Genomic DNA, 26,677 nt, shown 5'->3' on the forward strand with positions numbered 1-26,677 from the left:
GACCCTGAATCGCTCGCCGGACCGTGAGTGACTCCCAAACTCATCGACATTGATCATGGAACAGGCCCACGCGGTGACTCCCGAAGCCGACGACAGACGACTCCCGTCCTCGCGTACAAAGCCACATCGAGCGGCCCCGAGTACTTCGTCATCAGACCGCTGTGGTGGAAGGGCAACGACCTGATCGAGTGGCGGCTGGAGCCGGACTGGTCCTGTCTGGGACAACAAGGCACGGTCACCATTGACCGGCACGGCCAGCCGTTCGTGTCGTCCGGGCCGCGACTGCCGTGGCTGCTACGGATGGCGCCCTCCTCACCGCCGGTCGTGCCTCCTCGCCCTCTCAGAATGACTTTCTATAACAGCCTTACCGTCACCAACCACCATGGCCAGCCTTCCGAGCCGCCGTTTTCACGCGTACGTGAGGGGCGCGCGCGGCGCCGCCTGAGTGGGTGGCTGAGGCCTAGGGCTGTTATAGAAAGTCATTGCGGGGCGGTACGGGCGGCCCTGCGCCCGCTGGAAAGGTGTCCGACAGGCGGCTCCTCCCACGGCACACCCGCCGAACACCCACAGAGACAGAGTGCGAGCGCCGGCAAACCGGACCGAGGGCGCCGGCCGCTCGATGGTGGTCGGCGCCCTCGGCCTCCAGGCTGTCAGCAGCTGCCCGGCAGGTGCACTACTCAGGGGCGGGGACGGGGCCGCCGGGTCGGAACCGCTCCACCCCGACAATGTGCCGCACCTTGACCGGGCGCACGATCACCGCGACCCGCTGCTCACCCGGCATGGTCCACTCGTAGCGCTCCACGCCCAGGTACTTGCGGGCCAGCCGGTCCATCCGCTCGTGCGCCTCCTCGCCCTCGACGAAGCGGGACACCACACCGCTGATCTGCACGCGGTCGAAGGGGTCGGCGGCGTCCGCGTGCGACAGACAGACGCGCGGGTCGCGACGCAGGTTCTCCTCCTTCACCCGCCCCACCGAGGTGTTGAACGTCAGTTCCCCCTCTCCCTCCAGATCCACCCACATCGGGCTGACCTGCGGTGCCCCGTCGGCGAACACGGTGCCGACGTACCAGATGTTGGGTGCCTGCAACCGAGCGCGGACGGCTTCGTCGAAAGTCGCGGTCATCCCGGGAGGCTACCAACCACGAAGGGTGCCGACCGCGTATGCGAGTGAAGCCGCTGATGAAGCCGCGAGGGTCGTTCTGCCGGTCGGGGGTGGGGTAGAGGCGTTCGCGCTGGCAGCCTCGTCGGCGGCCTCGGCGGCGAGGCGGATCCTCAGCAGTTCGTTCAGGCCGCCGGAGTCGCAGAACGCCAGGTGGGCAAGGTCGACAGCCAGGCGCTTCGGGTGGACGTCCAGCGCCCGGTCCAGGGGCGCCGCGGGCCGGGGCGGCATCAGAACGGGGGCTCGTCGTACCAGGAGCCGTCCCGGTGCACGGGTGGCTGTGGCTCGTACGACCGAAGAACGGCCGCGGCGTCCATGACCGGCCGAGCTCGATGAGGCAATCGGTCCGGGCCTGCCTGTCGGCGGGGGGATTACCGTTCGAGAAGGGCGAGGGCTTCCTCAGTGCGTCCGGCGCCGGCCAACATCCTGGCGACGGACGAGACCGAGTACGAGATGTCGCCCTCGGAATGGACCCGGGCCTGCTCGACCGCTTCGTCAACACGGTCGCAGGCGGCCATCAGCGGCAGCCGGATCCGGAACAGCTCCCACTCCTCCTCGCCGCGGCGGACCTTGAGGTCGTCGAGGTAGTCCAAGCCGTCCTGGGCGCGGCCCCGGTCGGCACACAGGGTGCACGGCGTGTCGACGATCCGGTCCTCCGCGCCGCCGGGGGCGTCGGCCTGCGCGCGCATCACCTCGATCGCCTCCTCGACACGGCCGCGCCGCGCCAGCAGTTCGGACAGTCGCACCGCCATGTTGCCGCGGGTGTGGGACGGCTCGCCTGCCCTGCCGGTATACGGCGACCCTCGACGTCGCCGCGCTCCTCCAGCAGTTCCGCGAGCCGCCGCGTGTCGACGATCACGCACTTCCCCGGCCCGGCGGTCACGGTTCCCCAGGGGGGCGGTGACCGCCGGGCCGGGGAGAGGTTGCTCATGCATCAGCTCGTGTGGAGTTGTCAGGTGGTGACCTTGGGGTGTGCCGGGCTGAGGTAGTGCACGGTGCTCTGGTCGGTGTGCGGGGTGAGCAGGCTCTGCAGCTCGTCGGCGGCGGACTCGAGGTGATGGCCGTCGCGGGTGGCGTGGAGAGTTTCGAGGACGAAGGCGACGTATCGGGAGTCTTCGGCGACGCGGGTGCGGTGGGCGTCACGGTGGTTCCAGTGGCGGGTCAGGACTCCGGTGGTGTCCGCGTAGATGATCTCGCCGGGGTTGGGGTGTTCGACGGTGTCGGGTTCGCCGAGCGGGGTGAAGGTCTCGGTGCCGTCCGCGCGGCGGATGGTGACGTCGCCGGTGACGTGGTCGAGGTCGAAAGCGCCGGCGGGCAGGCCGTGGCGTGCGGAGACGGCGTTGTAGGAGTCGACGGCCGGGTTGATCCGCGGCAGGGCGCCCTTCTTGGCGAGGCGTCGGCCGAGCGCGTCGACGCTGGGGCGGGTGCGGCGGGGGTTGGTGCCGAAGGAGCGGTAGGCGGTGTGCCAGGCCTCGATGCGGGGGTCCGCCTCGTCGGCGGGCTGCCAGGTGCCGTCGGCGAGTTGCCGCTCCAACTCCTCCAGGCCTGCGGTGGTGAGAGGCCAGGTTTCGTGGCCGCGGACACCGAGGGCGGTGACCACAGCGATGAGGGTGTCGGGGAAGTCTTCTGCGACGGCGGGGTCGAGGCGGAAGGCGGGCATGGGCGGGCTCCGTTCGGTGATTTGGGCGGGTGTGGGTCAGGGCATCCAGGTGCCGATGCGGTCCAGGCGGCGGAGCTGCTGGCGTGCGGCGGGCGCGTCGAGGCCCTGGCCTCGTGCGACGAGGTGGTCCGCGACGGCGGCGCGGTGCCCGACGGGCTCCTCGTCGTCGTACGTGAACTTGGCCCGTACTTCGGTGACTTCCAGGCGCAGGCCGCGGACGCCGGACAGCATCCGCCCGTACGGTGGCCGGCCGACGGCAACGAGCGCGTGGTCGCCGTCGGGCTGAAAGCGGGCGAGCTGGCGAGGCAGCAGCTCGGCCTCGGCCTTGGCCTTGGCCTTGGGATCGTCGACGACGTGGGCGCGGCAGGTGAACTGGACGGCCGTGCAGTAGCTGGTGGGGACGCCGTCGTGGGGCGGTGTGCCGGGCTCGGCGCGCCAGGGGCCGGGGATGAAGGCGTAGTCGCCGGTGACGGTGAGGGTGACGTTCGGGTCGTGCTCGATCGCCTTCCAGGCCGGGTTGGGGCGGGCGAGGTGGATCAGGAGGTTCGGTCCGTCGCAGCCGAAGTGGGTGGGGAGAGCGGCGGGTGGGTGGCCGGGCAGGCCGTTGACGCTCAGGAGCCCGAAGTCGTGGCCGTCGGCGATCCAGGTACCAGGACGACGGCCAGGGCCCCAGCAGCGGGCGAGCAGGCAGGCGCCGGGAGACGGGGAGCCGCCGAGGCCGGCGCGCCGGAAGGCGGACCGGCGCCAGGACGACGGCACCCGGACGGCAACGCAGGAGAGCAGCAGCGCCCGGACGGCGACGACGAACAGCACCGGCCCGGACGGCAAAGCGGCAGCAGCGGCGAGGCCGCGGGACGGCCCGGCCGAACCCCGGCACAAACCGAACACCAACCCCCGTGCCGGGCCCCCACCCGACCATTCCAACCCCAACCAAGAAAACCCCACCGACCAATTCGGCAAAACACCCGAACCGAAATACCACCACGAACCACGCCCGGAGAAGACCACCCACCCGGCCAACCCCCACCACCACACACAGTCACCGAAACACAGACGACACCAACCCCGTGCATCCTCCCGACAGGACCAACCAAAGGTCCAGACAACCAGCCACCCAAGCCCAGAACACGCCCACAACCACCAACAGGTCACACCCGCCAAGTTCCATCACCATCGCTCCGTGACGAAACCATCCGGCGTAGCACAGGGCGGAACCAGGCGCCGCCAGCACAGACAGGACCAGGCACCGCCCACGGACGCAGCGCGGCGGCAGACCAGGCCCGCCACCGCCAGGTCACGTCCGGCGGCCCTTCCCCGGATAGAGCTGGGCGTGCAGCACCCGCTCCGCCCACCACGGGTCATCCGGTGCGAAGACCAGCGCAGCCACCAGCTCGCGCCGAGTCGGAACCGGCAGCACCAGCGGCACCAAGTCCTCCTCCACACGCTCCCGCTCGCACTGCGGGCACTCCAGCCGGCCGGGGCCGGCCTTCTCCCGCAACTCCAGCTCCGAGCCTCCTTCCCCCCCGATCGAGCCCCGGCACGTCCAGCACGGACGCAGCTTCGCGTTGGCCGTACGGGCGGCCTCCGGGGTGCGGCCGGCGGTGGCGGACCTGCGGCTGGCCGCCGAGGAGAACCCGGCCGTCGTCGAGATGCTGGCCGCCGTCCCGGCCGGCACCACCCGGATCGAGGACCTGGTCCAGCGCGGCCCGGCCGCCCCCATCTGGCACCCGCTCGGCGCGCGGGGCGGGCGAGCGTGCGGCTGGACCGAACTGTAGGCAGCGAGCGGACCGGCGCGGTGAGCCGCCGGCCGTCCAGGCCCCTCCCCTCCTCGCCCCCATCCCCCGGCCGGTGGCACCGCGAAGCGGGGCCGCCGGGCCACCGCGAAGCGGACCACCACCACGCTGGCGCGCAGCATCAGGTTGTCGGGATCCCGTCTCCGCTCCTGCGGGCGGATTTCCGTGAACGGGTCGACGCCGTCCGTCGCCGCGGTCATGCCGTACCCACTTTCCGTCAGCTGTTGGCAACTCGCCGTGTCCGCCGACAGCATCGCAGGCCACCACCGGGGTGGGTCCCGCACAGCGGGTGTCGCCGTGAGCCGATCGGACGAAATCCGTGGACACCCGCCGCCGGGGTCCCGGCCGGAGACCCGGCGGGATGAACACTGACTGCCGCCCGGAACCGGCGGGCGCGAGGGAACGAGGAGACCTGGTGAACCACGGAATGAGCGTGCTGCTCCGGGCGATTCCGCTGCTCATGGGCGCGGTGTCGGCCGCGCTCGGCGGCTACGTCCTCGCGCACTCCACCGGGCCGAGCGCCCGGGTCGCGGGCCTGACGCTGGTCTTCCTGGCCGCCGTCTGTCTCTGCCTGTTCGCCGTCGCGGCGACCGTCGTGCGGCAACTGATCGGCCGTTTCGGCGCGTTGGACCGGATCGGCTACCCGGCGTTCGGCTTCGCGGTGGCCGGGGCCGCCGTCGTCTACGGGCTGGGCCTGCTGGCGGAGAGCCACCGGCCGGTGGCCGACTTCGTGGCCGGCAGCGTGGTCCTCGGCATCGGCCTGGTCTGCGTGTGCGTCTCGTCGGTGGCCGCGGTCGCCACCCGCTTCACGCTGATCGGGCAGAACGCCGTCCTGCCGGAGGGTTCCCCGCCGCGCTCGCCCGCGCCGTTCGGCCGGTCCGCGGCCCGGGCGCTGGTGGCGGTCCCAGTCCTGGCGGCCGCCGCCGCCTGGGCGTGGGCGATCGTCATGCTGGCCAACGGGGGCGGCGGGGACTCGGACGGGCGCTTCACGGCCGGACACGTGGTGGTCGACCAGGCGATCGTCTGCACCGCCCTGATCGGGCTGGTGATCACCTTGCTGCGGCAGATCCGAAACACGTACACCCGACGGGAGCGGGTCTGGTGGCTCGTCCCGGCCGCCGTGCTCGGCGCCATGGACATCACCGGGGGCCTGGTCGTCGTCGCCCTGGACCCCCGGCCCGGTCAACTGGCCACCGGGTACGTGCAGATCGGGCTTGGTCTGCTGTGCTGGACAGTGCTGAGCGCGGTGCTGCTGCTCGCTCTCGGCTGGCGCCGTGCCGCGCCGCCGGCCGGCCGCGCCCCGCTGGTCCCGGTCGGCACCACACTGCTGTGCCTGTTCATGTCGGCGTTCCTGTTCGAGTCGGCCGACCCGGACGTGATGGTCGCGGCCCGGGTCCTGGTCGGCCTCGGCGCCGCCTGCTTCTCGCTCTTCGCCGTGGTCTCCGTCCTGGAGGCCGGCGTCGCCGACCGGAACTGACCGGCCGCCCGAAAAAGCCGGCCGAGAACAGCGAAGGCAGGGAGCCGAAGCTCTCCTGCCATTGTCCAACTCATACCGGACAGGGGGCCTTGCGGCAAGGCCCCCTCCCTGGCGCACAGTCGCTGACTGAATCGGGAAACCCGCGCAAACCGCGCAAACCGGGTGTACCGCGTGCAATTGCCCGGCAGGGGATCGGAGAAGCAGGACACATGACCCAGCAGACGACCAGTGCCTTCGAGCTGCCCGAGCGGCTCGCCGCCAAGGCGGACCCGGCTCTGATCGCCGACGACGAACGGCACTTCGCCGGCACCCGGCCGCGGGCCAGGCCGGCGCCGTGGTGAAGGGTGCGGATGCCGTCATGCCGGGCTTAGCGCAGCCACATCGAACCGCGCACCGGAGGGGAGTCGAGGATCGGTCGGCCCAGGTCACGGTCGGCGGGCTCGGGCCGGCTGCTGTACAGGGCCAGCTCCAGCCGTTCGGGCGCGGCGGCGCGAGCCGGGTCGGGGCGGGTGGTGCCGGTCATCGCGCGGTGCCTCCGGAAGTCGGGAACGAGGTGCGACGGCCGTCCCGGCCTGGTGGGCCGGGACGGCGGGATCTTGCGGGGCGGGTCAGCCGGTGACGGTCTCGGGGTGTCGGGTGAGTGCGTCCAGGAGCGCAGTCTGCTGCTCGGTCAGCTTGCCGTCGGTGCGGGCCTTGTCCTGCTTGCGCAGCCACGTGCCGGGCCGGAACGTGGGATCGTCGCCCAGGCCGGTGCGGTTGGCGGGGCCGTCGAGGGTTCCGCCGGCGGCGAGGGAAGGAGCTCGCCTCGATCTCGGCGTCGGCCTCCGCCTTGACCGCCTCGCCGGCGTCGTGGACCTCGGCCGGGTCGGCGGCCGCGGTGTCGTCGCCGACCTGTTCACCAGCGTCTTCGACTTCTTCGAAGCCGGACGTTAAACGACAAGGTGAGCGTTTTCAGCTTCGCCACTCCGGGGTGACGCCGCGGCCCTCGCTTGAGCCTGGAAGCTCCTCGGCTGGGCCCACCGGGCACGGTGGGTTGTCTGTGAAAAGTCGCGGGCGGTCACTTCGCTGAGGGGCCGGTCCTGCGCTTCGGGGCGGAAGGTGATTATGGGGAGGGATGGAACGCATGCTCGAAGTACCATCCCTGCAAGGTTCTCCGGCCGGTACTTCCCAACCTCCGCAGTGGCGTGGTCGGACGGAGACATCCCTGTAGAGAGGACAGAGGGCATAGGGCGATGAGTGTGGCTGAGAGTTGGTCGCGTGTGATGAGCCTTCTTCGAGAGCACGCGCCGGCCGCTCACGCGGATCTGCCGGGGCCCGCTACGGAGCAGATGCTCGCGGCAGCCGAGGAACGGATGGGGATCTCCCTTCATGGGGACCTACGGACGTGGCTGTTGCAGAACAATCTGGATCTGCCGGAGGAAGACGTCGACGACGACGTGATGTGCTGCGGCTTCGACGGGTTCCCCGACGAGGGAAGCTTCTTTCTGGGCATCCGGGCGATGGAGAGGCTCTACGCGAATCACCCCTTGTCCGGTGGGAGCGAATGGCGCGAGGAGTGGATCCCGGTCCAGTCGGACCGGGACGGCTGGATGGGACAGTTCATCGACGCGAGGGACGGACGTATCGGCAGATGGTTCGTGGGTGCGCCCACGGTCACCGGCGAGTACGCGTCACTGGCTCACTACTTCGACTCCGTGGCGGAGATGCTGACGAGGATCGGCGCGGGGGACTATCCGGTCTGTTCCGTTGCCGAAGGGCGACTTGTCTGGTCGTGAGACGGTTCCCAACTGGATGACGGCCAGTGCCAATCCGTCCTCACCCTGGAACGGCAATGAGATTCATCAGCGTTGACGTTCCAGGGTGAGGACGGCTGCGGCGATGACGGTCATCCGGTTGGGGCTGCAGCGGGCCCGGCGGAGGATCTGCCAGGACTTGAGTCGCGCGATGCTTCGTTCGACCGGTGCTCGTGCCGCTGACAGGGCTCGGTTGATCGTCTGCTGGGTTGTGGTGAGGTCTTGGCCGGGAAGCCGTCTGATGGGCGTGGTCGCCCAGGGGCCGGCCCCGATGTAGGCGCGGTCGGCGAGCACGGGGACGCCCTGGCGTTCGCAGATCCGGATGATGCGGTGGGTGCGGGCCGCGGTCAGGTCGTGGGTTCGGCCGGGCAGGGCGGATGAGATCCACAGCAGGTTGCCGGTGGGATCGGCCACGACCTGCACGTTCACGCCGTGACGGCGGTGCTTCTGAGAGAAGTCGGCCCGGCTGTCGCCGACCCGGTCGCACTCGGCGAGCGTCCCGTCGAGCAGGACGTGATCAGGATCCGTCTCACGCAGGACCCGCAGCAGACCGGGTGCAAGCGGATACTTCTCACGGTCTGACCCCGGTGAGGACGCCTACTGAAGCTTCGGGCCCACCGAAATATCGACGGCTACGGCATTCCAGCCGGGCTCATTCACAGCCACTCGGACCCATCGTCTGCCCTGTTCGCCGATGAGTTTCACGAAGCGGGTCTCGCCCATGACGTCACCGATGACGAGCCGTCCGTCGGCCAACGCGAGCGGCCCGTCGAAGACCGTCACGAAGGAGTCGTCCGGCCCGGGTCCCTCGTGGATCGGCTCGGCGAAGACCCGAACCTTGATGAGCTGCACCTGAGCCTTTACCCGCACCGCAACATGGGTGTCGCAGGAGACCGCTGGTTCCTCCTTCAGGCTCAAGGCCGGCAGCCAGTCAGTTGATCCCAGCGCCAGGACGGGGTGATTCACGTAGACGTCGACGCCGGCAATCTGCACACGCGGCCCCTCTCCGGTCGTCCTTCGCGAATCGCAGAGATGACAGCCCGAGGTGCCGACAAGCCAGACGTGCGCAGCCGAGGCGCACAACCATCCGGGCCGTCTGACTCAAGCCTGATCACAAGATCTTCGACAGAGCCGAATTACGTGATCGTCCACACTGCGCGGCGTGCCAGTGGTGCGCGGTCTCCGCGTACGCGCGCAGCTCCTCGATCCGGTCGTGCCGGGCCAGCAGGTCGGCCAGCTGGTCGCAGTTGTTGATCGAGGTGGTCGTGGGTGCGGAGCAGGACGATGGCGTCGTCGGCCCGGCCGCTCGCCTCCAGCAGCTCCGCCGCGGTCTCGGCAGCCGTCCACCAGCCCGTGGCGACCTACGGGGCGAGCACCTGAAGCGACTCCTCCGTGCAGCCCTGGCCCACGAGCAGCCACACCCGCTCCCCCGCGCAGAACCGCGGGCCGGGGTCCGGGTCGTCGTGGTCGGCGCCGTAGACCCGGCCCCGCAGAGCGCCGCGTCGTCCATGCCGCCCAGCATCCCAGTCGGCACCGACACCGTGAGGCGCATCGGGGAAAGGCCGGCCCGTGCCCGCTCGGGGTTCGGGCAACGGGCCGGCCCTTGCCCCAGCGTGCGGGTGCACAAGAGCGCCGCGCACCCGCGGCTACGCCAGCGCGGCGACGGCCCCCGGCCGCTCCGCACCGATGGCGGCGCCCGGGGCCGCAGGGGCGACGGCACCGTTCTCGTCGGGCAGCCACAACCGGGCGCTCCGCGGACGGTAGGCCGCACCGCGGACGGAGGAGCGGATCCGGTTGCCCGGAGTTCGCGGCGGAGGCCGCCACCGGGATGTTCCGGTGGCGGCCTCCTGGTGGTGGGTGGGGTCAGCCGATGCGGATGAGTCCGGTCGAGATCTGTCGTCGAGCCTGGCCGGCAACCGCTGCCGTGCCATGCGCTCCGAGCCCACCATGGCCCAACGCCTGCGCCCCGGGGAGCCCGTCGGGAAACCGGTACCGGGAGCCTGCCGGCGCCGCGCGCAGCCGGTGGGAAGCGACCGGCGTCAGGAAGCGGCCGCGCGCGCCGTCTCCAACTCGGCCACCAGCCGCTTGACCCGCCTGTTGGTCCCGCCCGAGCCGTGGCCCGCCAGCATGTGCAGCTGGTCGGTCCCGCCGGAGGCCAGCACCAGCTCCGGGACGTCGGACGAGTAGACCGTGCCCTCCAGGACGGCCACCCGCACCTCCCGGATGTCCGCCCACGCGTAGGAGCGCGCCCTGAGCAGCCCGGAGTACTTCACCCCGGCCGACCCGTAGGAGACGCCGAACACCGGCGCGCGGAACGTCAGCACCGCACCCGGGACGCCGAGGATCAGGACCGGGATCAGGTGTTCCACCCCGCGCGGCCCTCGTCGTCGCCAGGCCCGTCGCCATCACCACGGCGATCAGCAGGCACACACCGCCCAGCAGGAAGTAGGTGAGCGACCAGGCCGTGCGCCTCTTCCGCTTCCGCATGTCCGTGCCCCCTTTCCGCGGCGCGCGGCACCGTCCGGGGTCCGGGGAGGCCGCCACCACCCGCGGACCAGCATACGAACGGTGGCCGCGCCACGGAGGGGCAGGACCGGCGCGACCCGCAACCCCCTCGGCGTCCTGCCCCGGCCCTGTCCACCGCCTACGCCCTCGCGCCGGCCGTCGTTGGCACTCAGCCCCTCGCCGAGGTCGTTGGCACGGTCGCCCACGTCCAGTGATACGAGACTGCGGGCCGCGGAGGCCCTCGAGGCGCATGTCCGGGCGTTCTTCGCAGGGCATTCGGTGGAGGTCGTGGACTACGCCCTGGGCCGGAGCGGCGAGAAGTGCTGGTCGGCGTCCGCGTGCGAGCGTCGAGTGGAACCGACTATGCGGAGTCCATTCTCCGCTTCTGCTAGCCTCGATGCGGAATTGAATCTCCGCTTACGTGTTCCGCTGGAGCCCACACCCATGCCCCGAACAAGCACCAAACGCCCCCACCACAACCTGACCTTCGCCGTGCTGCTGCTCGGCGTCGGTGCGTTCTCCCTGCTGCAATCGCTGGTGGTCCCGGTCCTGCCGACCCTGATGGAGCGCCTGCGCACCACCCAGGACACCGCGACCTGGCTGATGACCGGCTACCTGCTGTCCGCCTCCGTGGCGACCCCGATCCTGGCGCGGATCGGCGACAAGGTCGGGAAGGAGCGGATGCTGATCGTCACGCTCGTCGCCCTGGCCGCCGGGTCCGCACTGGCCGGCGCTTCCCACTCCGTCGGTCTGATGATCGTCGCGCGGATCATCCAGGGCACGGGCGGTGCCGTGGTGCCGCTCGCGTTCGGCATCATCCGCGACGAGTTCCCGCCCGCCAAGGTCCGCAGCGCCGTCGGCGTCACGGCCGCGCTGACCGCCGTCGGCGCCGGGCTCGGCCTGATCCTGGCCGGGCCGATCGTCGACCACCTGGACTACCACTGGCTGTTCTGGGCGCCGATGATCCTCGTCTGCGCCGCCGCGATCGCCACCTACCTGTTCGTCCCCGAGTCCCCCGTGCGCGTCCCCGGCCGGATCGACTGGCGTGCCGGGCTGCTGCTCTCCGTCTGGCTGGTGGCCCTGCTGCTCGCCGTCAGCGAGGGGCAGAAGTGGGGCTGGGGCTCCCTGCGGATCATGGGCCTGTTCGCCGCCGCGGTGGTCTTCGCCGGCTACTGGATCGTGACCGAGCTGCGCTCGGACAACCCGCTGATCGACATGCGCGTGATGCGTATCCCGGCCGTCTGGACCACCAACCTGGTCGCGCTGCTCTTCGGCATCGGGATGTACACCTCGATGACCTTCCTGCCGCAACTGGTCCAGACACCCGAGCACCTGGCCGGCTACGGCTTCACCGCGAGCGTGACCCGGTCCGGGATCTACATGCTGCCGATGACGGGCGGCATGTTCGCCCTCGGCGTCCTGGCCGGCAAGCTCGCCGCCCGTCACGGCTCCAAGCGCGTGCTGATCGCCGGCAGCCTGATCACCATCGCCCCGTTCGCGATGCTCGCCCTGCGGCACGACCACGCCTGGCAGATCTACACCGCCTCGGCCCTGATCGGCGTCGGCCTCGGCCTCGCCTTCTCCGCCATGTCCGCCATCGTCGTCGAGGCCGTCCCCCCGGCCCAGACCGGCGCGGCCAGCGGCATGAACGCCAACATCCGCACCATCGGCGGCGCGATCGGCAGCGCGGTGGCGGCCAGTATCCTGTCCTCCGGGGTCACGGCCACCCACCCGTTCCCCGACGACTCCGGCTACACCAGTACCTTCTGGTTCCTGACCATCAGCGCCGGGCTCGCCGCCGCCGCCTCCCTCGCCATCCCGACGGCCCGGCGCCGCCGGAGCGACCACAGCGTGGGATCGCCCCGGCTCACGACGGTGAACCGGTGACCGAGCACGAGGACCGGACCCCGCGATGACCACCCCCCACCGGCCCGCACCTGCCAAGCCCAAGGCCCTGCGCCGCGACGCGGCTCAGAACCGGGAGAAGCTGCTGCGGGCCGCGTGGGAGGTCTTCGCCGAACTCGGCCCCGACGCCGGCGTCGAGGAGATCGCCGCCCGCGCCGGCGTCGGCATGGGCACCCTCTACCGCCGCTTCCCCACCAAGGAGTCCCTGCTCGCCGCGCTCAGCGACGAGATCCTCGACTCGATCCTCGACTGCTTCCGCCGCGCGGCCGAACAGCAGCCGGACGACCGGGCCCTGGAACAGGCACTCTGGGACACCGGCACGGTGCTGGCCGTCCGCCACGGCTGGCTCACCCGCCTGTGGGCGGCCATCCCCCCGGAGGCCGACGAACGCCGCACGGAACTGCTCGGCCTGGTCGACGACCTCCTCACCCGCGCCAAGCGCACCAGCCGGGTGCGCGAGGAGATCACCCGCACCGACGTGTACGCGAGTCTCCTCGCGCTGCGCGTCCTCATCGACGACACCGAGGCCCAGGTACCCGGTGTCTGGCGCCGCCACCTCGCCATCGTGCTCGCCGGCTTCCGACCGGCCGCCGAACCCCTCGCCCACCCCGCCACCGACGACACCCTGATCCGCGCCAACACACCCAAACGCCACCTGGAATGACCCGTCACCACACCGAATGGCCCCACCGCATCCCACTCCTCGTACTGAAACGATGAGTTGGGCAGGGTGGTGGTGGCTTCGCCGAGCACGCGCCGCCATTCCTGGACGGCCACAGCAGCCCGGAGTGTGGCGGCCCCGTCACCGGCGTCGGCGTGCCGGTCGGCGATCCGCAGGTCGTCCTGAGCGGCGGCCGGGGCCGGTCGATCTCGGGCACGGTCATCCCGGCCACCCGACGGCGGATGCGGGCGGAGACGGCGCCGAGCAGGCCATACTCCCGGCCTCCGGTCCATCCGTGTTCGCGTCATGGTCATCGTCGTCATGATCGGCCTCGGCTGAACTACGGCGCCCCGCAAGCCGCTGCCCCGACTCGCCGAACGCGCCCGCGCCGAGAGCACCGGCATCCCCACCGCCGCAGCCACCCTGGCCCGCCGCCGTGTCCGCCCGCGTTCAACGGCCGGACAGCAACTCGCCCGACATCGACTTCGCGATGCCCAACTCCACCCGCGCAGCCGCCGACGAGCACACGCACCTGGACCGCTGGTACCAGCGCCTCAACGGCCCGGCACACCCGTTCGGTTGCCCAGTGGACTCCTGCGCCACATCCAAGCGCTCCGACCCGAGGACCCGCGCCGGCCCACCGGCCGGCGAACTGCCGACGGCACGGAGCAGCAGTGGGCGTTCGAGCTCATCTGCTACCGGGGAACGCCCTTGCCCCACGACCGAGTGGTCAGGCTGCTCACCGACGTTCGGGCGGCTCCAGACCCGGGCCGGCGGCGGGCCGCGCCCCGGCGAGGGGTTCCAGGTCCAGCTCGCCGCGGCCGGCGTGCGGGATGGTGGCCCCGCAGCCGAGTTGCGTATTGAACACGTTCAAACTTGATGGGCGGGATCCGCTCCGGGATCCGCTCCGAACTCGGCCAGGGGGACACGTGGCACCAGGAAACGGTGTGGATGTGGCGTCGCGCGCAGTGATCACTGTGCTCACAACCTGGGTGACACTGGTCGCGCTCCTTCTCCTGCCGACGCTGCTGCCGAATCGATGGCCGTACTACATCTACTCACCCGCCAGCGTCGCACTGTGGATGCTGTCCATGCTCGTCGGTCCGGCCGTGGCATGTGTCGGCAACCGGCAATGGATCCGCCACGGCGTATGGAGAGCCGCAGCCGGCGGAAGCCGGACCTGACCCAGCGGATCCGCCGCCGTATGCCGTCGATCACCCGAGCTGCGCACTGCGCTGTTCAGCCGGCAGGACCGATGTAGATCCACATGCCGATGTAGAGCGCGAACACGATCCCCGCCAGGGCGGCGAGAGCCATCACGGTCCCCAGGCAGCCCTTCGCCAACCTCTTGTCGAGCACTCCGGTCCCCCGTCTCACGTCGTTCCACCACGTTAGGAGTGCGACTCGGGCCGACGCCTGAGTAGCCGTACTCAAGCGGGCACGGGAGTTGGTGGCGAGGCCGTCCGTCACGGGCTGCGCAGGACTGCGACGACCTTGCCCAGGACGGTCGCGTTGTCGCCGACGCCCTGCTGGCCCGCCCGGCCCCGGACATCGCCCGCCCGCCGGCCGACGGCGACCTCACCACCGCCCACCGCCGCCTCGTCGAGGCGCTGCGCCCGCGCTGGGGGTCGTCGCGCATCCTTGCGACCGGAGGTTTCGTCGGCCCCACCCTCGACGACGACAGCGGGCTGCCGCTGGCCGCCCCGTTCGCCGGGCGCCTCGCCGAGCTGTGCGGGTGGGCAGTGGGCGAGCGCTGGATCGGCTGCGGGATCGTCCGGGACAACGACGACGGCGCGTCGCACCTGGTCGCGGTGACGGCCCGCCGGGCCGACCCGGCGGCGGCCTTCCTGCCCGCCGGGGACACGGAGGAAGGGGCCGACGTGCCGGGTGACCGCTGGGTGCGGCGGCTCGCCGCCGCGACGGGCAGGCCGCAGTCGCGACTGTGGCCCGTCGACTGGTCGTCGGCCGAAGCCCGGCTCGGCACCGCCCTGCCCGCCGACTACCGGCGCCTGGCGGAGCACTTCGGCCCCGGCACGTTCGCCGGCTTCCTCGACCTCTCCCTGCCCGGCCCCCGCCCGGCCGCGACGACCCGTTCCCGCGTTTCCTGTGCCTCGTCGAGCAGGCCCTCCGCCTTGCCGAACTCGCCGCCGACCCCGGTATCGCCGACCTCTACCGCCCCCACCGGCTCCGCCCCGCCCCGGGCGGGCTCCTGCAGTGGGCCGACTCCGTCCGGGCCGACCAGTTCTACTGGCTGACGGAGGGCGCAGACCCGAACCGGTGGCCGGTCATCGCCCGCAACGAGGACGGCGACAGCTGTGCGCGGTTCGACGGTTCCACCGCCGAGTTCGTCCACCGGCTCCTCACCGACCACCGGCACCCCTTCTCGGTCGCCGAGCTCATCGACCGCCCCGACTTCGAGCCGTACGAGCCCCACGACTCCGACGACCCCTTCGAGGACCGCCGGCTGCCGTAGTAGGTCGGTTGACAGGTTCGCCGAGCGGACAAGGGACAGCCTGGTGGACCGACGTGACCACCGTGGTCACGGCATCGCCGTGCCCGACTCCTACGCGTTCTCGTGGTACGTCCACGGGCCGCCGCAACCGGTTCCGCCGATGCTGCACGCGGCCTGCGCGGTTCAGCCCCGCCCCCGTGGGGACGGCAGCGGGTTGGCCGGCTCGTGCAGCCACGCCCGGTGCCCGCCCCCGCCCCCGCCCCCGTCCACGGTCAGCCCGAAGCTCTCGAACCCCGGACGGCCTTCCCCCACCCACCACTGGAAGGACTCCTCGACCTCCGACCACATCCGACGGGGGCCCGACTGGCGGACCTCGAACCGGCTCGCGCCGTCCACGAAGTCCACCGTCGCCCAGGAGGTGACGCCCGTGTCGAACAGCCACAGGGTCGTCATACCGCCGCCGTCGCTGCGCCGGTAGTACACGTCGGGTACGGTCAGGCCCACGACGAAGGACGCCAGCCAGTCGTCGACGAGTTCGAGCGGGTTCAGGGTCGTGTACTCCTGCACGGCGTTCCCGGGCCAGTCGCCGGGCAGGTAGTCGTCGACGGGCGGGGCCTGGTAGCGCTGCTGGCGCATGCGCATGAACGCCGAGGAGCCGGTGAACGGGCCCATGGCCGTGCCGTCGGCGACGGTCAGCCGGGCGACGGCTCCGCCCCCGAAGAGCGGCGCGAAGGGCAGCACCAGCACGCCCTGCCGGCGGATCTGCCCGATCACGGCCGGGGGGACCTCACGTACCGAGCAGGTGAGGATTCCTCGGTCGTACGGGGCCCCGGGCAGGTATCCGTGGGCCGCGTCGCCCACCACCGCGATCGGAGCGGCGTCGAGGGCCCGGAAGTTGGCAACGGCCTGGGCGGCGACCGCCGGGTCCAGCTCCACGGTCACCACGTTGTGCGCGCCCTGGCGCCGGGCCAGCAGCCCGGCGTTCCAGCCGGGGCCGGTTCCGCCCTCCCAGACCCTGTGGCCTTCGTGGACGTCCAGGTCGCGCAGCATGGAGGCGACCATCGTCGGCATGGACACCGACGAGGTCGGCTCCCGCTGCTGTCCGCTGTCCGTTCCGTCGTCCCACTGCGTCACGATCGCCACGTCGGAGTACGCGAGCTCCAGCCACCGCCCGGGGCTCTGCGCGCGGTCGCAACGTTCGTAGCCGTCGCCGGTGCTCGCCCAGAAGACGTCCGGGAGGAACTCATGGCGGCCGACGTCGAGGAACGCCTGCCGCCAACCGGGGGTCAGGGCACCCGAGGCCTCCAGCCGGTCGACCAGCCGGACCTGGACGTCGGTGGCCGCCGTCACTTGTGCTTCGGATCGGGAGTCGGGCCCTGTCCGTCCGGGTTCGGCTTCGGGCCGATCTGCGGACCGCCGGGCTTGGCGTGGGCCCCGCCCTTGCCGTCGTTCGGGCCGCCCTTGTTCTCGTCACCCACGGTGATTCCCCCTCTGCTGCAACGCTCCGAAGATCTGCAGAGCAGAGGGTAGTCGATCGGACACCTGGCGTGAAGGGACTCGTGTTCCTCTCGGGCCACGGGCCGGCCCGGTCGACGATGTGTGCGTCGCCACCAACGGCAACCGATGCTGCGCCCAGGAGCAGGACGGCTGCCGGGCAGAGGAGGCTCTACCGGCGCATCGGGACACCATAGGGCGACCGGGTAGCTTGCAGAGAGTCATCGGATCGTATGCATCGTCAACCTTCGAGTGTTCACCGGTTTGCCTCGTGGTTGGGCCGGGCCGTCGGACCGAGTGACGGGTGGCCGCTTCGCCTCACGGACGGCGTCCTGTCAGGAGCGACCGAACCGGCGGCGCTTGGCCCGGAGCTGGGGCGCGGCGGTCTTCGCCAGGGCCGCAGACGGGTCGCCGCACTCACGGGAGATCACCTGGATCCGGCCCGACGCGACGTCGTGGCGCACGGTGTCCAGGCCCTGGCGGTCGAGTTCGCCGCCGGCCCGCCACCGCACGTGCGCCACCCACGCCGAGCGGACGCCCCCCTGCGGTGTCAGGCCGTCAGGCCGTACGGGTGTCGCGGTTGCCCGCCCTCTCGCACCTCTCTCCGTGATGACGGCCACAGTGGGGATTTCCGTCATTTCACGGATGGGAGGTGGCTGATTTGAAGAAATGGTTCCTCACTGACGGCGACTGTGTGGATGCTGTGTGCATCGCATCGTGGTAGGACGTGTGTACGGGCCTTGGAAGCTCCGGCTCGCGTCATCGCTCCGCTCGAAGCGCTTCTCCCGCCAGTTCGCACCAGCACCTCCAGTCATGCCGCTGACGGCCTCTCGCGCACGGGCGGCAGGAAGGAACTCGCATGTCCCTCCCCTCGACACTGCGGCGCTGCGGCACCGCAGTGGCGGCCGCGGCGCTCCTGCTGCTCGCCCCGACGCCGGCGTCGGCTGTCGACTTCGGCCTCGGCGGCAACGTATCCCTCGGCTGGTCGGTCCCGAACGCTCCCTCAGGGCAACTGACCAACATCACCTTCCCGATGGCGATCAACCCGGCGAGCGAGCAGACCGGCCTCTACTACGCCCAGCAGTTCGGCGTCGCCAACGGCCGGACCGGTTATACGGGCCTGCAGCCCCAGCCGACCAGCGGCAACACCCAGCAGTTCCGTGCCATCTTCTCGGTGTTCGCCTCCGGCGGCGCCGGCACCCCCGGAGACACCTCCAGCAGCGACCCCAACTGCCGACCGGGCGCCGACGGCAACGCCGGCCAGTCGTGCTCCGTCCTCTTCAACGCCGTCTACGGCCACACCTACAACCTCACGGTGAAGCGGACCGCGAGCACGTCCACCACCAACACCTGGACCGGCGACGTGTACGACTCCGCCAACCTCCAGCAGCCCGTGGCCCACATCGGCAGCTGGACGGTGCCGAGCGGTCTGCTCACCTCCTCGGGCAACGGGTTCGTCGAGTACGTCTACTACAACGCCGCCGGCACTTGTGCTCAGAACACGGTGTCCGACGCCTACTTCGGCGGCCCCAGCAGCACGGACGCGGGCGGCCTGTCCGGCGTGGTCAACAACGTCTACGAGTACGGCAGCTGCGCGGGGCAGTCCAATTTCGCCAGCACGCCCTCGGGGTCGGGCCAGCACGTCGTGCGCGGCTTCACCAGTACCAGCCCCATCAAGGGCTCGGCCTCCGGTCTCTGCCTGAACTCGCCCAGCCAGGACCCCTGGGGCGCGCAGACGAACATCGTGGCCTGTGACGGCACCGGAAAGCAGACCTGGAAGTTCCTGCCCGATTCCCCGAGCGTGTCCACCTCCCCGGTGCCCACCACCCCCCTCAGCCCCCAGGGCGTGATCCAGGGCTTCCTTCGCTTGGGAGCGACGGACCCCCTCGGCTACGACGTGTGCCTGGACAACAACGGCGAGAGCACTCCGGGCGGCAAGGTGACCGTCTGGGGATGCGGCTCCCACAACACCAACCAGCAGTGGCGGCTCTACCCCGACGGCACCCTTCGCGCCGCGGACTCGGGCCTGTGCATCGACGTCGCGGGCGGCGCGACCGGCAGCGGCAGCCTGCTCGTCCAGCAGACCTGCAACGGCGGCAACAGCCAGAAGTGGGTCCGGCAGGCCAACCCCTGATCCCGGATGATCCCGGAGTGGCCGAAGCCTGACGGCGTCGTGGACGCCTGAACCGTGCGCGTACGCATAGGCGGCGCCCTTGCCCTGCTGAGGGCGGGGGCGCCGTGGTGTGCCGGGGACCCGGCGATGGGGCTGGTGCCGTGCCCGCGCAGCCCGTGGAGCGTGACCCGCTCGGCCGTGACCTCGGTCATGGTCCGTTCGTGGTTGAGCTGCTGGAGCAGATACGCGACCGCGTCGTCCTCCGTGCGGCTATCGAGCCCGAGGACGCCCACGCCGACGGCCGGCAGGATCTCGGCGGGTCGAACACCTGCCGGGCCCGGTCCGTGATGCCCAGTCGTTCGAGGCCGGCCAGCGCGAGGACCATCATGCCGTCGATCTTGTCGACGCCTCCTTCTCCGAAGCGGACCCGGAGCGGGAACGCGCCGCCGTCGCGGGCGAAGGCGAGTTTCTGCGCGGACGCCGGGTTGGGGCGGGAGTCGAGCTCGATGACGAGGTCCGGCAGCAGCGGCGTCCAGATCACCACGTCCGCGCGCCCATACCGGCCCTTGCCGTCGGGGCCTACGGGCAGCCGTAGTTCCCGGTAGGCGCGGCAGTTCGGCCCCAGGACGGTCCGGGCGAAGTCCGGGACCGCCGCCGTCAGCGCCTTGGTGAGTGGAGTTCTCGGCGGGCCGTAGCCGTTCGCCCGGCTCTGCGCGACCTGGGCGGCTGCGTCGTCGGCCCACTGCTGGAGGTAGTCGGCCAGGATCAGAGCGATGTCCTGAAGGTCTTGTTCGGCCACAGGGCGCGGGCGGCGGCCGGTGAGGACGTGCAGCCAGCCCTCCGCCCGCCTTCGGGACCGCCTCCCTGGTGGCGACCGAGGTGAACTCGGACGTGAAACCGGTGGCGAACTCGGCCTCCTTGAGGATGTCGATCAGGTCGATGGTGCCCCAGCGGCGTTCGATCTCCGCCTTCAGCGCGACGAGGTTCTCCGGCTCCTCCTGCTTGCCCAGCGGCGAGACCTTGATCCACGGCTCGCCGTGCTTCTTGACGCTGTCCACCCCGCCCGTGGTACCCGGCTCCAGCGCCGTGTCGAAGCGGTTCAGGGCCTCGCGCAGCCTCTTCTCCTGGGCCTCGATGACGCTCATGTACGAGGGATACCGACCCGGCCGCGGCGGACGTGCGTCACTACGACCGAACCGGCAGTCCACGCAACAACACGCCGGAGCCGGGACAGAGTCGGCATCACCAGTCCCGGCAGGGCAAAAGGACACAGGGAGCTCCTGGCGATGCGACCGGCCCGGACAACCGCTGCCTCTGCCAGGAGCCCCGCCGCGTTACCCGCCCGGCCCGGGCAATCTCCTCACATACCCTCAAGCCGTTCATGGAGCTCCTCGCCGAATCGCGTCCGGTAGACGCCGTGGACGATGGCCCCGGGAGACTGGTAGCCCCTGTGCTCGGGGTCCGAGACATCCCTGTCCCACAGCGCCACGCCTTCGGGAAGCAGCGGAGCACGGCCCAGGTACATATGAGCGGCTTCTTCCAGCCGCAGCTGTCCCCCAACCACCGAGCTCCACAGCCCGTAGCCCTGCCCGACCACCCACATGCACAGATCCTCGGTGCTGTCTTCGGACCAGACGTCCCCGTCCACGCTCACACCTTCCGAGAAGTCGGCCAGCGATTCCGCCGCGGACTCGTATGCGAGCGCGAAGGCTTCGAGCACCTCCCGCGAGTGGGACTCCAACCACGACTCCAGGGCGGACAGACGCGGTCGTGTCGCTTCCAGGACCTCCCAGAACCAGTCGGAATCATGATCCGGGCCCATCTCGGCTCCTGTGTCGACGGCTGCGGTATTCGCCCGACCGTACAGCGCGGTGAAGTTCCCCGAACACTCCCGGGCCTCATCGTCGGCGAACGGCGCTGACCGTCCGCACAGTCACCGGTTCACCGTCAGGCACTGAAAGTGGTGGGGTGCATCGGCCTTCGGCCGATCCGGCAGTGCCGCACCCGCTTCGCTGCGTCCGGTCGGACGGCGGCGACAATGCCCTCCCACTGGACGCGTCGGGTTTCCAGCCGCAAGGAAGCCCCGGCGGGGGCTTCTCCGGCGCCCGCCCCCCGCCGGACTCAGCAGGTGGCGCTGATCATCACGGTCAGCCGGGGCGGGTCTGTGCACTCCAGCGAGTCCTCGCAGGCGCCGACCAGCTGTCCGCGTGGGCCGGCAGGGTTACGAAGAACCCTTCCCGAGCGGTAGACGCGCCCCCTACGGTTACGCCGTGACGATCACCAGCGCGCCGTACCGGCTCATCGCCGCCCCGGGCGGTGGTGCGCCGTCGTGGGTCTCCTACACCGGACTTTCCGTCAGCGTCGCGGTGGCCGTGGGGACCATCACGATGCACCTGCGCACCCACTGGCGCGACCGACGCAAGGACAGCGAGGAGTATGCGGCGAAGGTCGCCGCCTGGACCGGTCCGGACACCGGAGAGGGCCCAGGGAACCTCTACCGCTACGACTCGGTCGTTGTGCACAACGGCTCGGATCAGCCGGTGTTCAACACCGTGGTGGTCCTGCGGACCGCCGCGCCCGGCGAGCTTCCGGGCGAGACCGACGTGGTGAACATCGCCATCGGCTTGATTCCGCCCAAGGAGACGGTGCAGCGCGACATCAGCGTTGCGGTACCGCCGGGGACCGTTCAGCAACCCGTCACCATTGCGTTCCAGGACGCTCAGGGGCGGACGTGGGAGCGGGACGAAGCCGGCCAGCTCCACCGCGGGGAGCGAGTGAAGGGCACCACCATCGAAGCCGTCACCCGGCGAAACGATGACGGTTCGATCGGGCCTGCCACGCCCAGGGCCGGATTCATGAGGCGCTTGCTGCGGCGGAGATAGGGGCCTCCACAGGCTGGCTCCCTCGCCTCAACGGTCCGTACGAGCTCGTCGGCCGTGGCCCGGTCGACGTCCTGCGCCCACCTCGCGAGCTGCCCTGCGCAGCCCGCATGGTGAAGCATCCGCAGCCGAGCCTCGCGGCCGGTGATTTTGTCGGGTCATATGGGTTCAGGCACGGATTCCGTGAAAGGATCACGAGTCAGTGACGGTCTGTGTTGACCGAGATCTTGCTTCGAAGAGTCCGCCGGACGACCCGCTGTGAGAGATCATGCTCGGCATGACGACTTGAAGAGCACCGGCCGGACGGCAGCATTGGCGGAAGGTCGGGGGCTGGGAGACGTGTCCGACGGCGATCGGCGAAAGTGTGCCGACTGTGGAACGCCGGTCCGCTCGTACCAGTACCGCTTCCACCCGCCCGAGTCCTCCATGTTCGAGCGCTGCATCGGATTCGCCTGGTGTTCCGGCTGCAGGATCTACTCCGGCAACATGGTGCACATCCCTCGGAAGCGAGTGCTGGTCGACGCGCTCGCTTCTCTTCCCCAGGAGCAACGGGAACGGCTTCTTCGTTCGGAAACGCGACTGGTCGAGTTCCTGGACCGTCAGGTCCGAGACGGCAGAGGTTAGCCAGTCAGGGGCTCGTCGCCGCGTTGGGGTCGTCGGCTGGCCGCGACCAGGAGGAGCCGCTTGCGCAGCAGGGGTGGCTTCGCTCTGCCGAACATGCTGCGCTTGAGCGCCTTGAGGTCGTTGACGCGGCCCTCGACCGGGCCGGACGACCAGTCAGTGCTCATGCTGTAGACGACAGCGTCGAGGTCGGGAAGCAGTCCGGCGGCAAAGCCGGCCAGGCCGCACTGCTCGTCCGCGCAGACGTCAGCGATCCGGTGCCGCAGCCGGTCGCCCTCACGGTTGATCATGATGGTCGCGAAGGTGCGGACGTGGCAGGCGGCGGCCCTGAGCTCCGGTGAGCGGACCAGCAGGTTCTTGAGTCGCTGCTGATCGTCCTCACGTAGGTGGTCGGGGCGGGCTGTGATCCAGCGGGCGGCCTCGCGGGGCGAGGGCGGCCGGGCGATCGGCGGCGTGCTTCCCGCAGCCCAACGGTCAGCCGTTGCGGACGGACGTAGTCGCGCAGCGTGCTGTAGCTGCAGTGTGCCCCGCGTTCTTGCAGCTCGCGGTGGAGCTGGGACACGTTCATGCAGCCCTCGGCGATCCGCTGGTCGAGGTAGGGCTTGAACCGGTCGAGCTTGCTGGTCCGGTTCTGCCACTGGCCGTGCAGCATCGCCTCGGGGCTGGCCGCGCGGGCGTACTCGCGGACGGTGTTGCGCCCAAGACCAAGGCGTCTGGTGATCTCGCGCAGGCTCAGGCCCTGCTCGAACTGGGCGCGCACGGCGGCGTGGGTGTCGCGGAGTCGGTCGAGGAACTTCCCCTGCGGGTAGGGTTCGGGCGGTTCTTCCGCGGCCTCGACTGTTTCGACGGGCGGGGGCTCCGGCTGCTCGGATTGAGGGTCGGGTTCGACCAGGTCGCGCAGGAGGGAGCGGTGACAGGAGACGAGGCGTTCGACGGCCTCGGCGAGGTTGTGCCAGAGGTGCCATTTGTCCGCGCAGTGCTGGGCGTCCGGGGCGCCTGCGCGGGCGCCGTCGGCGAAGACGGTCGCGCGGTCGCGGCAGATGATCTCGGTCCCGGGGTGCTCGCGTAGCCACGCGGCAACGCTGTCGGCGTCGCGGTCGGGCAGCAGGTCCAGGGGTTGGTGGGTCTCACAGTCGACCAGGATGGTGCCGTACCGGCGGCCCTTCCTGGTGGCGAACTCGTCGATGCCGAGCACACGCGGGGCCGCCCATGCGGGGTCCGGCAAGCCCATCACCAGACGCAGGACGGTCATCCGGCTGACAACGACGCCGAGCAGCAGTGCCAGACGGACCACAGCGCGGGCCGCCAGGACGACGCCCAGCGCCGCGAGCATCCGCTGCAGGACGGGCGTCCGGCGGCCGCAGCGGCTGGTCAGTCCATCTATCTGCTCCGCGAAGGTGACTCGCGGACACCCGCGGTTGTCGCAGAACATCCGACGCACCGACAGTTCGATCACGACGCCCCGGCCGCCGCACGGCGCGTCTGCCAGGTGCCGTCCGTACCGACTGTGGACCCGGTCGGATGGCGCTCCGCAGCCGGGACAGGGCACGGGGACGTGCCCCGGCGTCGACGCCTCGATCACCACGCGGCCGTCCCGCACTTCCATGCACTCGACCCGCATCCCCATGAGATGCGGAAGGAGAAGAGAGAGTTCTTCACACGCGGCCAGAATCCACCCTGACATGACGGAGCGTCACCAGCGCACGGAAGCACGAGCAGCTTCACGGAATCCGTGCCTGAACCAACTTCACCCCGAAGAAAACACGGCCGGCCACCGAGCGGGCTTCCAGGTGTCGTGAGAGGACTCTCGCCGGGGCTGTTTGCGGAAGCGTCAGGGCCGTTGGCCGGAGATGAGGCGGTCAGCCGGCCATGCCGGGCGTCCGGACCGCACCGGACATCCGCAGGTCGTTTCCCTCCCGAGAACGGGGTCAGGGTGCGGGTGACCGCTTGCCCGATGCTTCGGCGGCGCGGTGGCACAACTCGACGAGGGAGCCGAGGAGTCGGCCGCCGTACGCGCGGGCGACGGCGCAGGGGTCCGAGCCGGTGCCGGTGGCCTGGCCGCCGGACGGCCGCACGGCGTCGGGAGCGGGCCGCGGTCGGGGACCGCCGGCCGGGAGGCCCGGTCGCCGTCCGGGGCCCGGCAGCGGTGTGCGCCCCGCCCGGGGCCCGCCTCCGTCCGGGTCTGCGGCCGGGTCCTGCTGTTCGCCCGCGGGCCCGGTGTCCGGCGCGGGGACGGGCTCCGCGCCCGCGGGATCCGGCGGGGGCGGCACGGGGCCCGGCGCCAGGGAGGCCGACGGGGCGGAGCGCTCCAGGGCTCCCAGGACGGCGGGGGCGACCGGCTGGTCGTCGGGTACCGGTCGCGGGCCCGTCCCGAGGTAGGCCCGCGGGCCGGCGTCCGCCGCCCCCGAGAGCAGTGCCGTCGCCAGGACAACCGCCACGACGGTGCCGCGTCCGAACAGCCGGGCCGGGGACGGGCAGCCGGGCGGGCGCCGGGCGACGGGGACCGCCGAGGGGGCGGACGTCGCCGACTCCACCCGACGACGGCAGACCTCCGCGTTGCGCGACGCCGCCCACTGCTCCGACGCGCCCAGGCCGGCCCACGCCGTGGCGGCCACGGTGAACAGTTCGGCCGCCCGCCGGGGGTCGCCGCCGACCGCCGCGACGTACGCGCGCACCTCCTGCGCGCGCAGCGCCTCGGGATGCAGGGCACCGCGCTCCAGGGCGACGTGCTGGTGGAGCTCCTCGGCCAGGCGGGCCCCGAGGACCGTGTCCCCGGCTTCCATGGCGCCCCGGATCAGGGCCACCCGGGGGGCGTAGGCGGTCGGCAACGTCTCGCCGGCCGTCCTCGACGACGTGTCGGCCGTATAGGTCATGGGCCCCTCGCAGGTGGTCGCTCCGAACGGTGGATCACGTCACGTATACCGGTCGCAGCCGCCCGGGCCGGTCCGCGGTCATCCCATCGGGTGAACCGTCCCCGACCGGTCCGGGGAACTCCTCCGTCGTTCTGGCCGTGCCGGTCGGCCGCCCGTCGGCCCGGCCATCGGTCGGGCACAGGCGTGACGTCGCCGCGCGGAAATCGCCGCTTCGAGTGACAGGCCGACAACGGGGGCGGACGTCCGACGAGCGGTGCGCCCTTTGCTACGGCCTCCCGGGACGCTTCCATCAGACGGAAGGCGTGCTTGCCTCCCTCTGGAGGGCAACCCGCCGCCAAGGCCTCCCACCACGAGGATCCCGCCCCCGCAGCACGCTCCGTGCCGACGTGCTGCGGAGTTCCTCGGCCGGATCGGGTGGCCACGACCGTCCGCCTTCGCAGCCGGAGGCCTGACCTCCCGATCAGGAGCCCGGCCGGTGGCGAGGGCTTCGGCGAGGTCGGTGAACCGCCCAGAGTGGTCGGGCCAGCGGCGTCCAAGGATCTCCCGAAGCACTCCGCCCAGGGGCCGTGGCGGCATTGCTCGGCGATCATGGTGTTCAGCCAGCGTACCTCGGGTCGGTGCGCAGTTGCGGGACGGGTCGCCGGCACATGTCGCGGGTGGTTCTCCGGTGGCGGACAGCCCGGGGTGCTCCACGGCGCCTACAGGCGGATCCCCTTGCCCTGGAAGCGCGCCCGGGCGCTGACGGGCCACCGCTGGGGCGGTTGGGGTTCGGCGAGGCGGGCGGCGGACTGCCGGAGCACGGCGCGGTCGGTGGCCGCGGGGGCGGTTGGGGTTCGGCGAGGCGGGCGGCGGACTGCCGGAGCACGGCGCGGTCGGTGGCCGCGGGGGTGGGTGCGGCGGCGAGGCGTTGGAGTCGACGGCCGGCAGGGTCCACACCGGCACGGGCGGCAAGGACGGCGAAAACGTCCTCGACGGCACCGCCGCCTGGCCCGCCAGGTGGGTCACTGGCCTGGCCCTGCCGGGATTCCGGTGGAAATCGCCGTGTTCGCGGAGGATCCGGTCCGGTCGGGTGACGCGGCTGGAAGCCTTGGACGACGTACCGAACTTCCACGGGCGGTCACCCGCTGACCTGGCATGTGGATTGGGGTGGCACCTGCCTGCCTGATTCGGCGGGATCCCCCTTCCGTGGGCTCTTATCTTGACTCTGTCGGGGATCTTGGTGTTCGGCTGCGGGTGATCATGGTGGTGCGCCAGTCTCGCGGGTGCACGATGATCGCGAGATTTCCGAGGAG

At 71.1% G+C, this 26,677-nt stretch carries 28 protein-coding genes and 1 pseudogene; 9 read left to right on the top strand and 20 right to left on the bottom strand.

Going from position 1 to position 26,677, the window contains the following annotated elements; genetic code table 11:
- Positions 1 to 673: 673 nt before the first annotated feature.
- From ACZ6EM_RS38905 to ACZ6EM_RS38925, 5 genes are all read right to left on the bottom strand, one after another.
- Positions 674 to 1,123, bottom strand: coding sequence for a TIGR03618 family F420-dependent PPOX class oxidoreductase (locus ACZ6EM_RS38905; protein WP_465774536.1), 450 nt, complete (start codon positions 1,121 to 1,123; stop codon positions 674 to 676).
- Positions 1,124 to 1,530: 407 nt separating this feature from the next.
- The gene (locus tag ACZ6EM_RS38910) at positions 1,531 to 1,911 is read right to left on the bottom strand and encodes a hypothetical protein (protein ID WP_465774537.1); all 381 of its coding nucleotides are present in this window, start codon (positions 1,909 to 1,911) and stop codon (positions 1,531 to 1,533) included.
- Positions 1,912 to 2,111: 200 nt separating this feature from the next.
- Positions 2,112 to 2,819, bottom strand: a complete 708-nt coding sequence (locus tag ACZ6EM_RS38915; RefSeq protein ID WP_465774538.1) for a B3/B4 domain-containing protein — start codon at positions 2,817 to 2,819, stop codon at positions 2,112 to 2,114.
- 36 nt (positions 2,820 to 2,855) lie between these two features.
- Positions 2,856 to 3,506 carry an FMN-binding negative transcriptional regulator gene (locus tag ACZ6EM_RS38920; protein ID WP_465774557.1) on the bottom strand — a complete coding sequence of 217 codons (651 nt, stop codon included), beginning with the start codon at positions 3,504 to 3,506 and terminating at the stop codon, positions 2,856 to 2,858.
- Between the two features lie 607 nt (positions 3,507 to 4,113).
- Positions 4,114 to 4,317, bottom strand: a complete 204-nt coding sequence (locus ACZ6EM_RS38925; protein WP_331768642.1) for a hypothetical protein — start codon at positions 4,315 to 4,317, stop codon at positions 4,114 to 4,116.
- 67 nt (positions 4,318 to 4,384) lie between these two features.
- Between ACZ6EM_RS38925 and ACZ6EM_RS38930 the strand changes: the two genes are divergently transcribed.
- The 3 genes from ACZ6EM_RS38930 to ACZ6EM_RS38940 all read left to right on the top strand — a co-directional run bounded on the left by ACZ6EM_RS38930 (position 4,385) and on the right by ACZ6EM_RS38940 (position 6,430).
- The gene (locus ACZ6EM_RS38930; protein WP_465774539.1) at positions 4,385 to 4,594 is read left to right on the top strand and encodes a hypothetical protein; all 210 of its coding nucleotides are present in this window, start codon (positions 4,385 to 4,387) and stop codon (positions 4,592 to 4,594) included.
- A gap of 433 nt (positions 4,595 to 5,027) precedes the next feature.
- The gene (locus ACZ6EM_RS38935; RefSeq protein ID WP_465774540.1) at positions 5,028 to 6,089 is read left to right on the top strand and encodes a DUF2776 family protein; all 1,062 of its coding nucleotides are present in this window, start codon (positions 5,028 to 5,030) and stop codon (positions 6,087 to 6,089) included.
- A 209-nt stretch (positions 6,090 to 6,298) separates the two neighbouring features.
- Positions 6,299 to 6,430 carry a hypothetical protein gene (locus ACZ6EM_RS38940; RefSeq protein ID WP_465774541.1) on the top strand — a complete coding sequence of 44 codons (132 nt, stop codon included), beginning with the start codon at positions 6,299 to 6,301 and terminating at the stop codon, positions 6,428 to 6,430.
- Positions 6,431 to 6,456: 26 nt separating this feature from the next.
- On the opposite strand, the gene ACZ6EM_RS38945 is transcribed toward ACZ6EM_RS38940, so the two are convergent.
- The gene (locus tag ACZ6EM_RS38945; protein ID WP_465774542.1) at positions 6,457 to 6,612 is read right to left on the bottom strand and encodes a hypothetical protein; all 156 of its coding nucleotides are present in this window, start codon (positions 6,610 to 6,612) and stop codon (positions 6,457 to 6,459) included.
- Positions 6,613 to 7,351: 739 nt separating this feature from the next.
- Between ACZ6EM_RS38945 and ACZ6EM_RS38950 the strand changes: the two genes are divergently transcribed.
- Complete coding sequence (locus ACZ6EM_RS38950) at positions 7,352 to 7,864, top strand: SMI1/KNR4 family protein (RefSeq protein WP_465774543.1); 513 nt, start codon at positions 7,352 to 7,354, stop codon at positions 7,862 to 7,864.
- 66 nt (positions 7,865 to 7,930) lie between these two features.
- Here the strand turns inward: ACZ6EM_RS38950 and ACZ6EM_RS38955 are convergent.
- The 3 genes and pseudogenes from ACZ6EM_RS38955 to ACZ6EM_RS38965 form a co-directional block, all read right to left on the bottom strand.
- Positions 7,931 to 8,440 (bottom strand): annotated as a pseudogene (locus ACZ6EM_RS38955) (HARBI1 family protein); the annotation flags it as partial.
- Positions 8,441 to 8,479: 39 nt separating this feature from the next.
- Entirely contained in the window at positions 8,480 to 8,875 is a 396-nt protein-coding gene (locus ACZ6EM_RS38960; RefSeq protein WP_331768636.1) for a hypothetical protein, read from the bottom strand.
- A gap of 1,046 nt (positions 8,876 to 9,921) precedes the next feature.
- Positions 9,922 to 10,251, bottom strand: a complete 330-nt coding sequence (locus tag ACZ6EM_RS38965; RefSeq protein ID WP_465774544.1) for a hypothetical protein — start codon at positions 10,249 to 10,251, stop codon at positions 9,922 to 9,924.
- 580 nt (positions 10,252 to 10,831) lie between these two features.
- Here ACZ6EM_RS38965 and ACZ6EM_RS38970 point away from each other — a divergent pair.
- Together ACZ6EM_RS38970 and ACZ6EM_RS38975 are read left to right on the top strand one after the other, a co-directional pair.
- A complete protein-coding gene (locus tag ACZ6EM_RS38970; RefSeq protein ID WP_465774545.1) occupies positions 10,832 to 12,274 on the top strand; it encodes an MFS transporter in 1,443 nt (480 codons plus the stop codon).
- A gap of 25 nt (positions 12,275 to 12,299) precedes the next feature.
- Positions 12,300 to 12,956, top strand: coding sequence for a TetR/AcrR family transcriptional regulator (locus tag ACZ6EM_RS38975; RefSeq protein WP_465774546.1), 657 nt, complete (start codon positions 12,300 to 12,302; stop codon positions 12,954 to 12,956).
- 736 nt (positions 12,957 to 13,692) lie between these two features.
- Here the strand turns inward: ACZ6EM_RS38975 and ACZ6EM_RS38980 are convergent.
- The 3 genes from ACZ6EM_RS38980 to ACZ6EM_RS38990 form a co-directional block, all read right to left on the bottom strand.
- Complete coding sequence (locus tag ACZ6EM_RS38980; protein WP_401053282.1) at positions 13,693 to 13,821, bottom strand: hypothetical protein; 129 nt, start codon at positions 13,819 to 13,821, stop codon at positions 13,693 to 13,695.
- Between the two features lie 371 nt (positions 13,822 to 14,192).
- A complete protein-coding gene (locus tag ACZ6EM_RS38985; protein ID WP_401053280.1) occupies positions 14,193 to 14,330 on the bottom strand; it encodes a hypothetical protein in 138 nt (45 codons plus the stop codon).
- Positions 14,331 to 14,419: 89 nt separating this feature from the next.
- Positions 14,420 to 14,755 carry a hypothetical protein gene (locus ACZ6EM_RS38990; protein ID WP_465774547.1) on the bottom strand — a complete coding sequence of 112 codons (336 nt, stop codon included), beginning with the start codon at positions 14,753 to 14,755 and terminating at the stop codon, positions 14,420 to 14,422.
- Between the two features lie 140 nt (positions 14,756 to 14,895).
- On the opposite strand from ACZ6EM_RS38990, the gene ACZ6EM_RS38995 reads away from it, so the two are divergent.
- Entirely contained in the window at positions 14,896 to 15,426 is a 531-nt protein-coding gene (locus tag ACZ6EM_RS38995) for a hypothetical protein (protein WP_465774548.1), read from the top strand.
- Positions 15,427 to 15,588: 162 nt separating this feature from the next.
- Here ACZ6EM_RS38995 and ACZ6EM_RS39000 read toward each other — a convergent pair whose 3' ends face one another.
- From ACZ6EM_RS39000 to ACZ6EM_RS39010, 3 genes are all read right to left on the bottom strand, one after another.
- On the bottom strand, positions 15,589 to 16,755 hold the full coding sequence (locus ACZ6EM_RS39000) for a methyltransferase domain-containing protein (protein WP_465774549.1): 1,167 nt from the start codon (positions 16,753 to 16,755) through the stop codon (positions 15,589 to 15,591).
- Positions 16,752 to 16,883 (bottom strand): hypothetical protein, encoded by a 132-nt coding sequence (locus ACZ6EM_RS39005; RefSeq protein ID WP_331768627.1) that lies wholly within the window; start codon positions 16,881 to 16,883, stop codon positions 16,752 to 16,754. Before ACZ6EM_RS39005 ends, ACZ6EM_RS39000 begins: the two co-directional genes overlap by 4 nt.
- 351 nt (positions 16,884 to 17,234) lie before the next feature.
- Entirely contained in the window at positions 17,235 to 17,420 is a 186-nt protein-coding gene (locus ACZ6EM_RS39010) for a hypothetical protein (protein WP_465774550.1), read from the bottom strand.
- 338 nt (positions 17,421 to 17,758) lie between these two features.
- Here ACZ6EM_RS39010 and ACZ6EM_RS39015 point away from each other — a divergent pair, with 338 nt between their 5' ends.
- Positions 17,759 to 19,033, top strand: a complete 1,275-nt coding sequence (locus ACZ6EM_RS39015) for an RICIN domain-containing protein (RefSeq protein WP_465774551.1) — start codon at positions 17,759 to 17,761, stop codon at positions 19,031 to 19,033.
- Between the two features lie 187 nt (positions 19,034 to 19,220).
- On the opposite strand, the gene ACZ6EM_RS39020 is transcribed toward ACZ6EM_RS39015, so the two are convergent.
- Both ACZ6EM_RS39020 and ACZ6EM_RS39025 read right to left on the bottom strand, forming a co-directional pair.
- The gene (locus ACZ6EM_RS39020) at positions 19,221 to 19,811 is read right to left on the bottom strand and encodes a hypothetical protein (protein ID WP_465774552.1); all 591 of its coding nucleotides are present in this window, start codon (positions 19,809 to 19,811) and stop codon (positions 19,221 to 19,223) included.
- 561 nt (positions 19,812 to 20,372) lie between these two features.
- Positions 20,373 to 20,834 (bottom strand): hypothetical protein, encoded by a 462-nt coding sequence (locus ACZ6EM_RS39025; protein WP_465774553.1) that lies wholly within the window; start codon positions 20,832 to 20,834, stop codon positions 20,373 to 20,375.
- 448 nt (positions 20,835 to 21,282) lie between these two features.
- Here ACZ6EM_RS39025 and ACZ6EM_RS39030 point away from each other — a divergent pair, with 448 nt between their 5' ends.
- Complete coding sequence (locus ACZ6EM_RS39030; RefSeq protein ID WP_465774554.1) at positions 21,283 to 21,894, top strand: hypothetical protein; 612 nt, start codon at positions 21,283 to 21,285, stop codon at positions 21,892 to 21,894.
- 617 nt (positions 21,895 to 22,511) lie between these two features.
- Here the strand turns inward: ACZ6EM_RS39030 and ACZ6EM_RS39035 are convergent.
- The 3 genes from ACZ6EM_RS39035 to ACZ6EM_RS39045 form a co-directional block, all read right to left on the bottom strand.
- Positions 22,512 to 22,865 carry a hypothetical protein gene (locus tag ACZ6EM_RS39035; protein WP_465774558.1) on the bottom strand — a complete coding sequence of 118 codons (354 nt, stop codon included), beginning with the start codon at positions 22,863 to 22,865 and terminating at the stop codon, positions 22,512 to 22,514.
- Positions 22,799 to 24,196 carry an ISL3 family transposase gene (locus tag ACZ6EM_RS39040; protein WP_465774555.1) on the bottom strand — a complete coding sequence of 466 codons (1,398 nt, stop codon included), beginning with the start codon at positions 24,194 to 24,196 and terminating at the stop codon, positions 22,799 to 22,801. The genes ACZ6EM_RS39035 and ACZ6EM_RS39040 overlap by 67 nt, the downstream gene beginning before the upstream one ends.
- A 244-nt stretch (positions 24,197 to 24,440) precedes the next feature.
- On the bottom strand, positions 24,441 to 25,385 hold the full coding sequence (locus ACZ6EM_RS39045) for a hypothetical protein (RefSeq protein ID WP_465774556.1): 945 nt from the start codon (positions 25,383 to 25,385) through the stop codon (positions 24,441 to 24,443).
- Between the last annotated feature and the right edge of the window lie 1,292 nt (positions 25,386 to 26,677).

The sequence above is a fragment of the Kitasatospora sp. NPDC041917 genome (assembly GCF_055589745.1).

Coding starts and splice junctions, on each gene's coding strand:
- ACZ6EM_RS38970 (WP_465774545.1), top strand. CDS start 10,832: ATGCCCCGAACAAGCACCAAACGCCCCCACCACAACCTGACCTTCGCC.
- ACZ6EM_RS38940 (WP_465774541.1), top strand. CDS start 6,299: ATGACCCAGCAGACGACCAGTGCCTTCGAGCTGCCCGAGCGGCTCGCC.
- ACZ6EM_RS38905 (WP_465774536.1), bottom strand. CDS start 1,123: ATGACCGCGACTTTCGACGAAGCCGTCCGCGCTCGGTTGCAGGCACCC.
- ACZ6EM_RS38915 (WP_465774538.1), bottom strand. CDS start 2,819: ATGCCCGCCTTCCGCCTCGACCCCGCCGTCGCAGAAGACTTCCCCGAC.
- ACZ6EM_RS39025 (WP_465774553.1), bottom strand. CDS start 20,834: ATGGGCCCGGATCATGATTCCGACTGGTTCTGGGAGGTCCTGGAAGCG.
- ACZ6EM_RS38945 (WP_465774542.1), bottom strand. CDS start 6,612: ATGACCGGCACCACCCGCCCCGACCCGGCTCGCGCCGCCGCGCCCGAA.
- ACZ6EM_RS39045 (WP_465774556.1), bottom strand. CDS start 25,385: ATGACCTATACGGCCGACACGTCGTCGAGGACGGCCGGCGAGACGTTG.
- ACZ6EM_RS38950 (WP_465774543.1), top strand. CDS start 7,352: ATGAGCCTTCTTCGAGAGCACGCGCCGGCCGCTCACGCGGATCTGCCG.
- ACZ6EM_RS38910 (WP_465774537.1), bottom strand. CDS start 1,911: ATGGCGGTGCGACTGTCCGAACTGCTGGCGCGGCGCGGCCGTGTCGAG.
- ACZ6EM_RS38975 (WP_465774546.1), top strand. CDS start 12,300: ATGACCACCCCCCACCGGCCCGCACCTGCCAAGCCCAAGGCCCTGCGC.
- ACZ6EM_RS39015 (WP_465774551.1), top strand. CDS start 17,759: ATGTCCCTCCCCTCGACACTGCGGCGCTGCGGCACCGCAGTGGCGGCC.
- ACZ6EM_RS39040 (WP_465774555.1), bottom strand. CDS start 24,196: ATGTCAGGGTGGATTCTGGCCGCGTGTGAAGAACTCTCTCTTCTCCTT.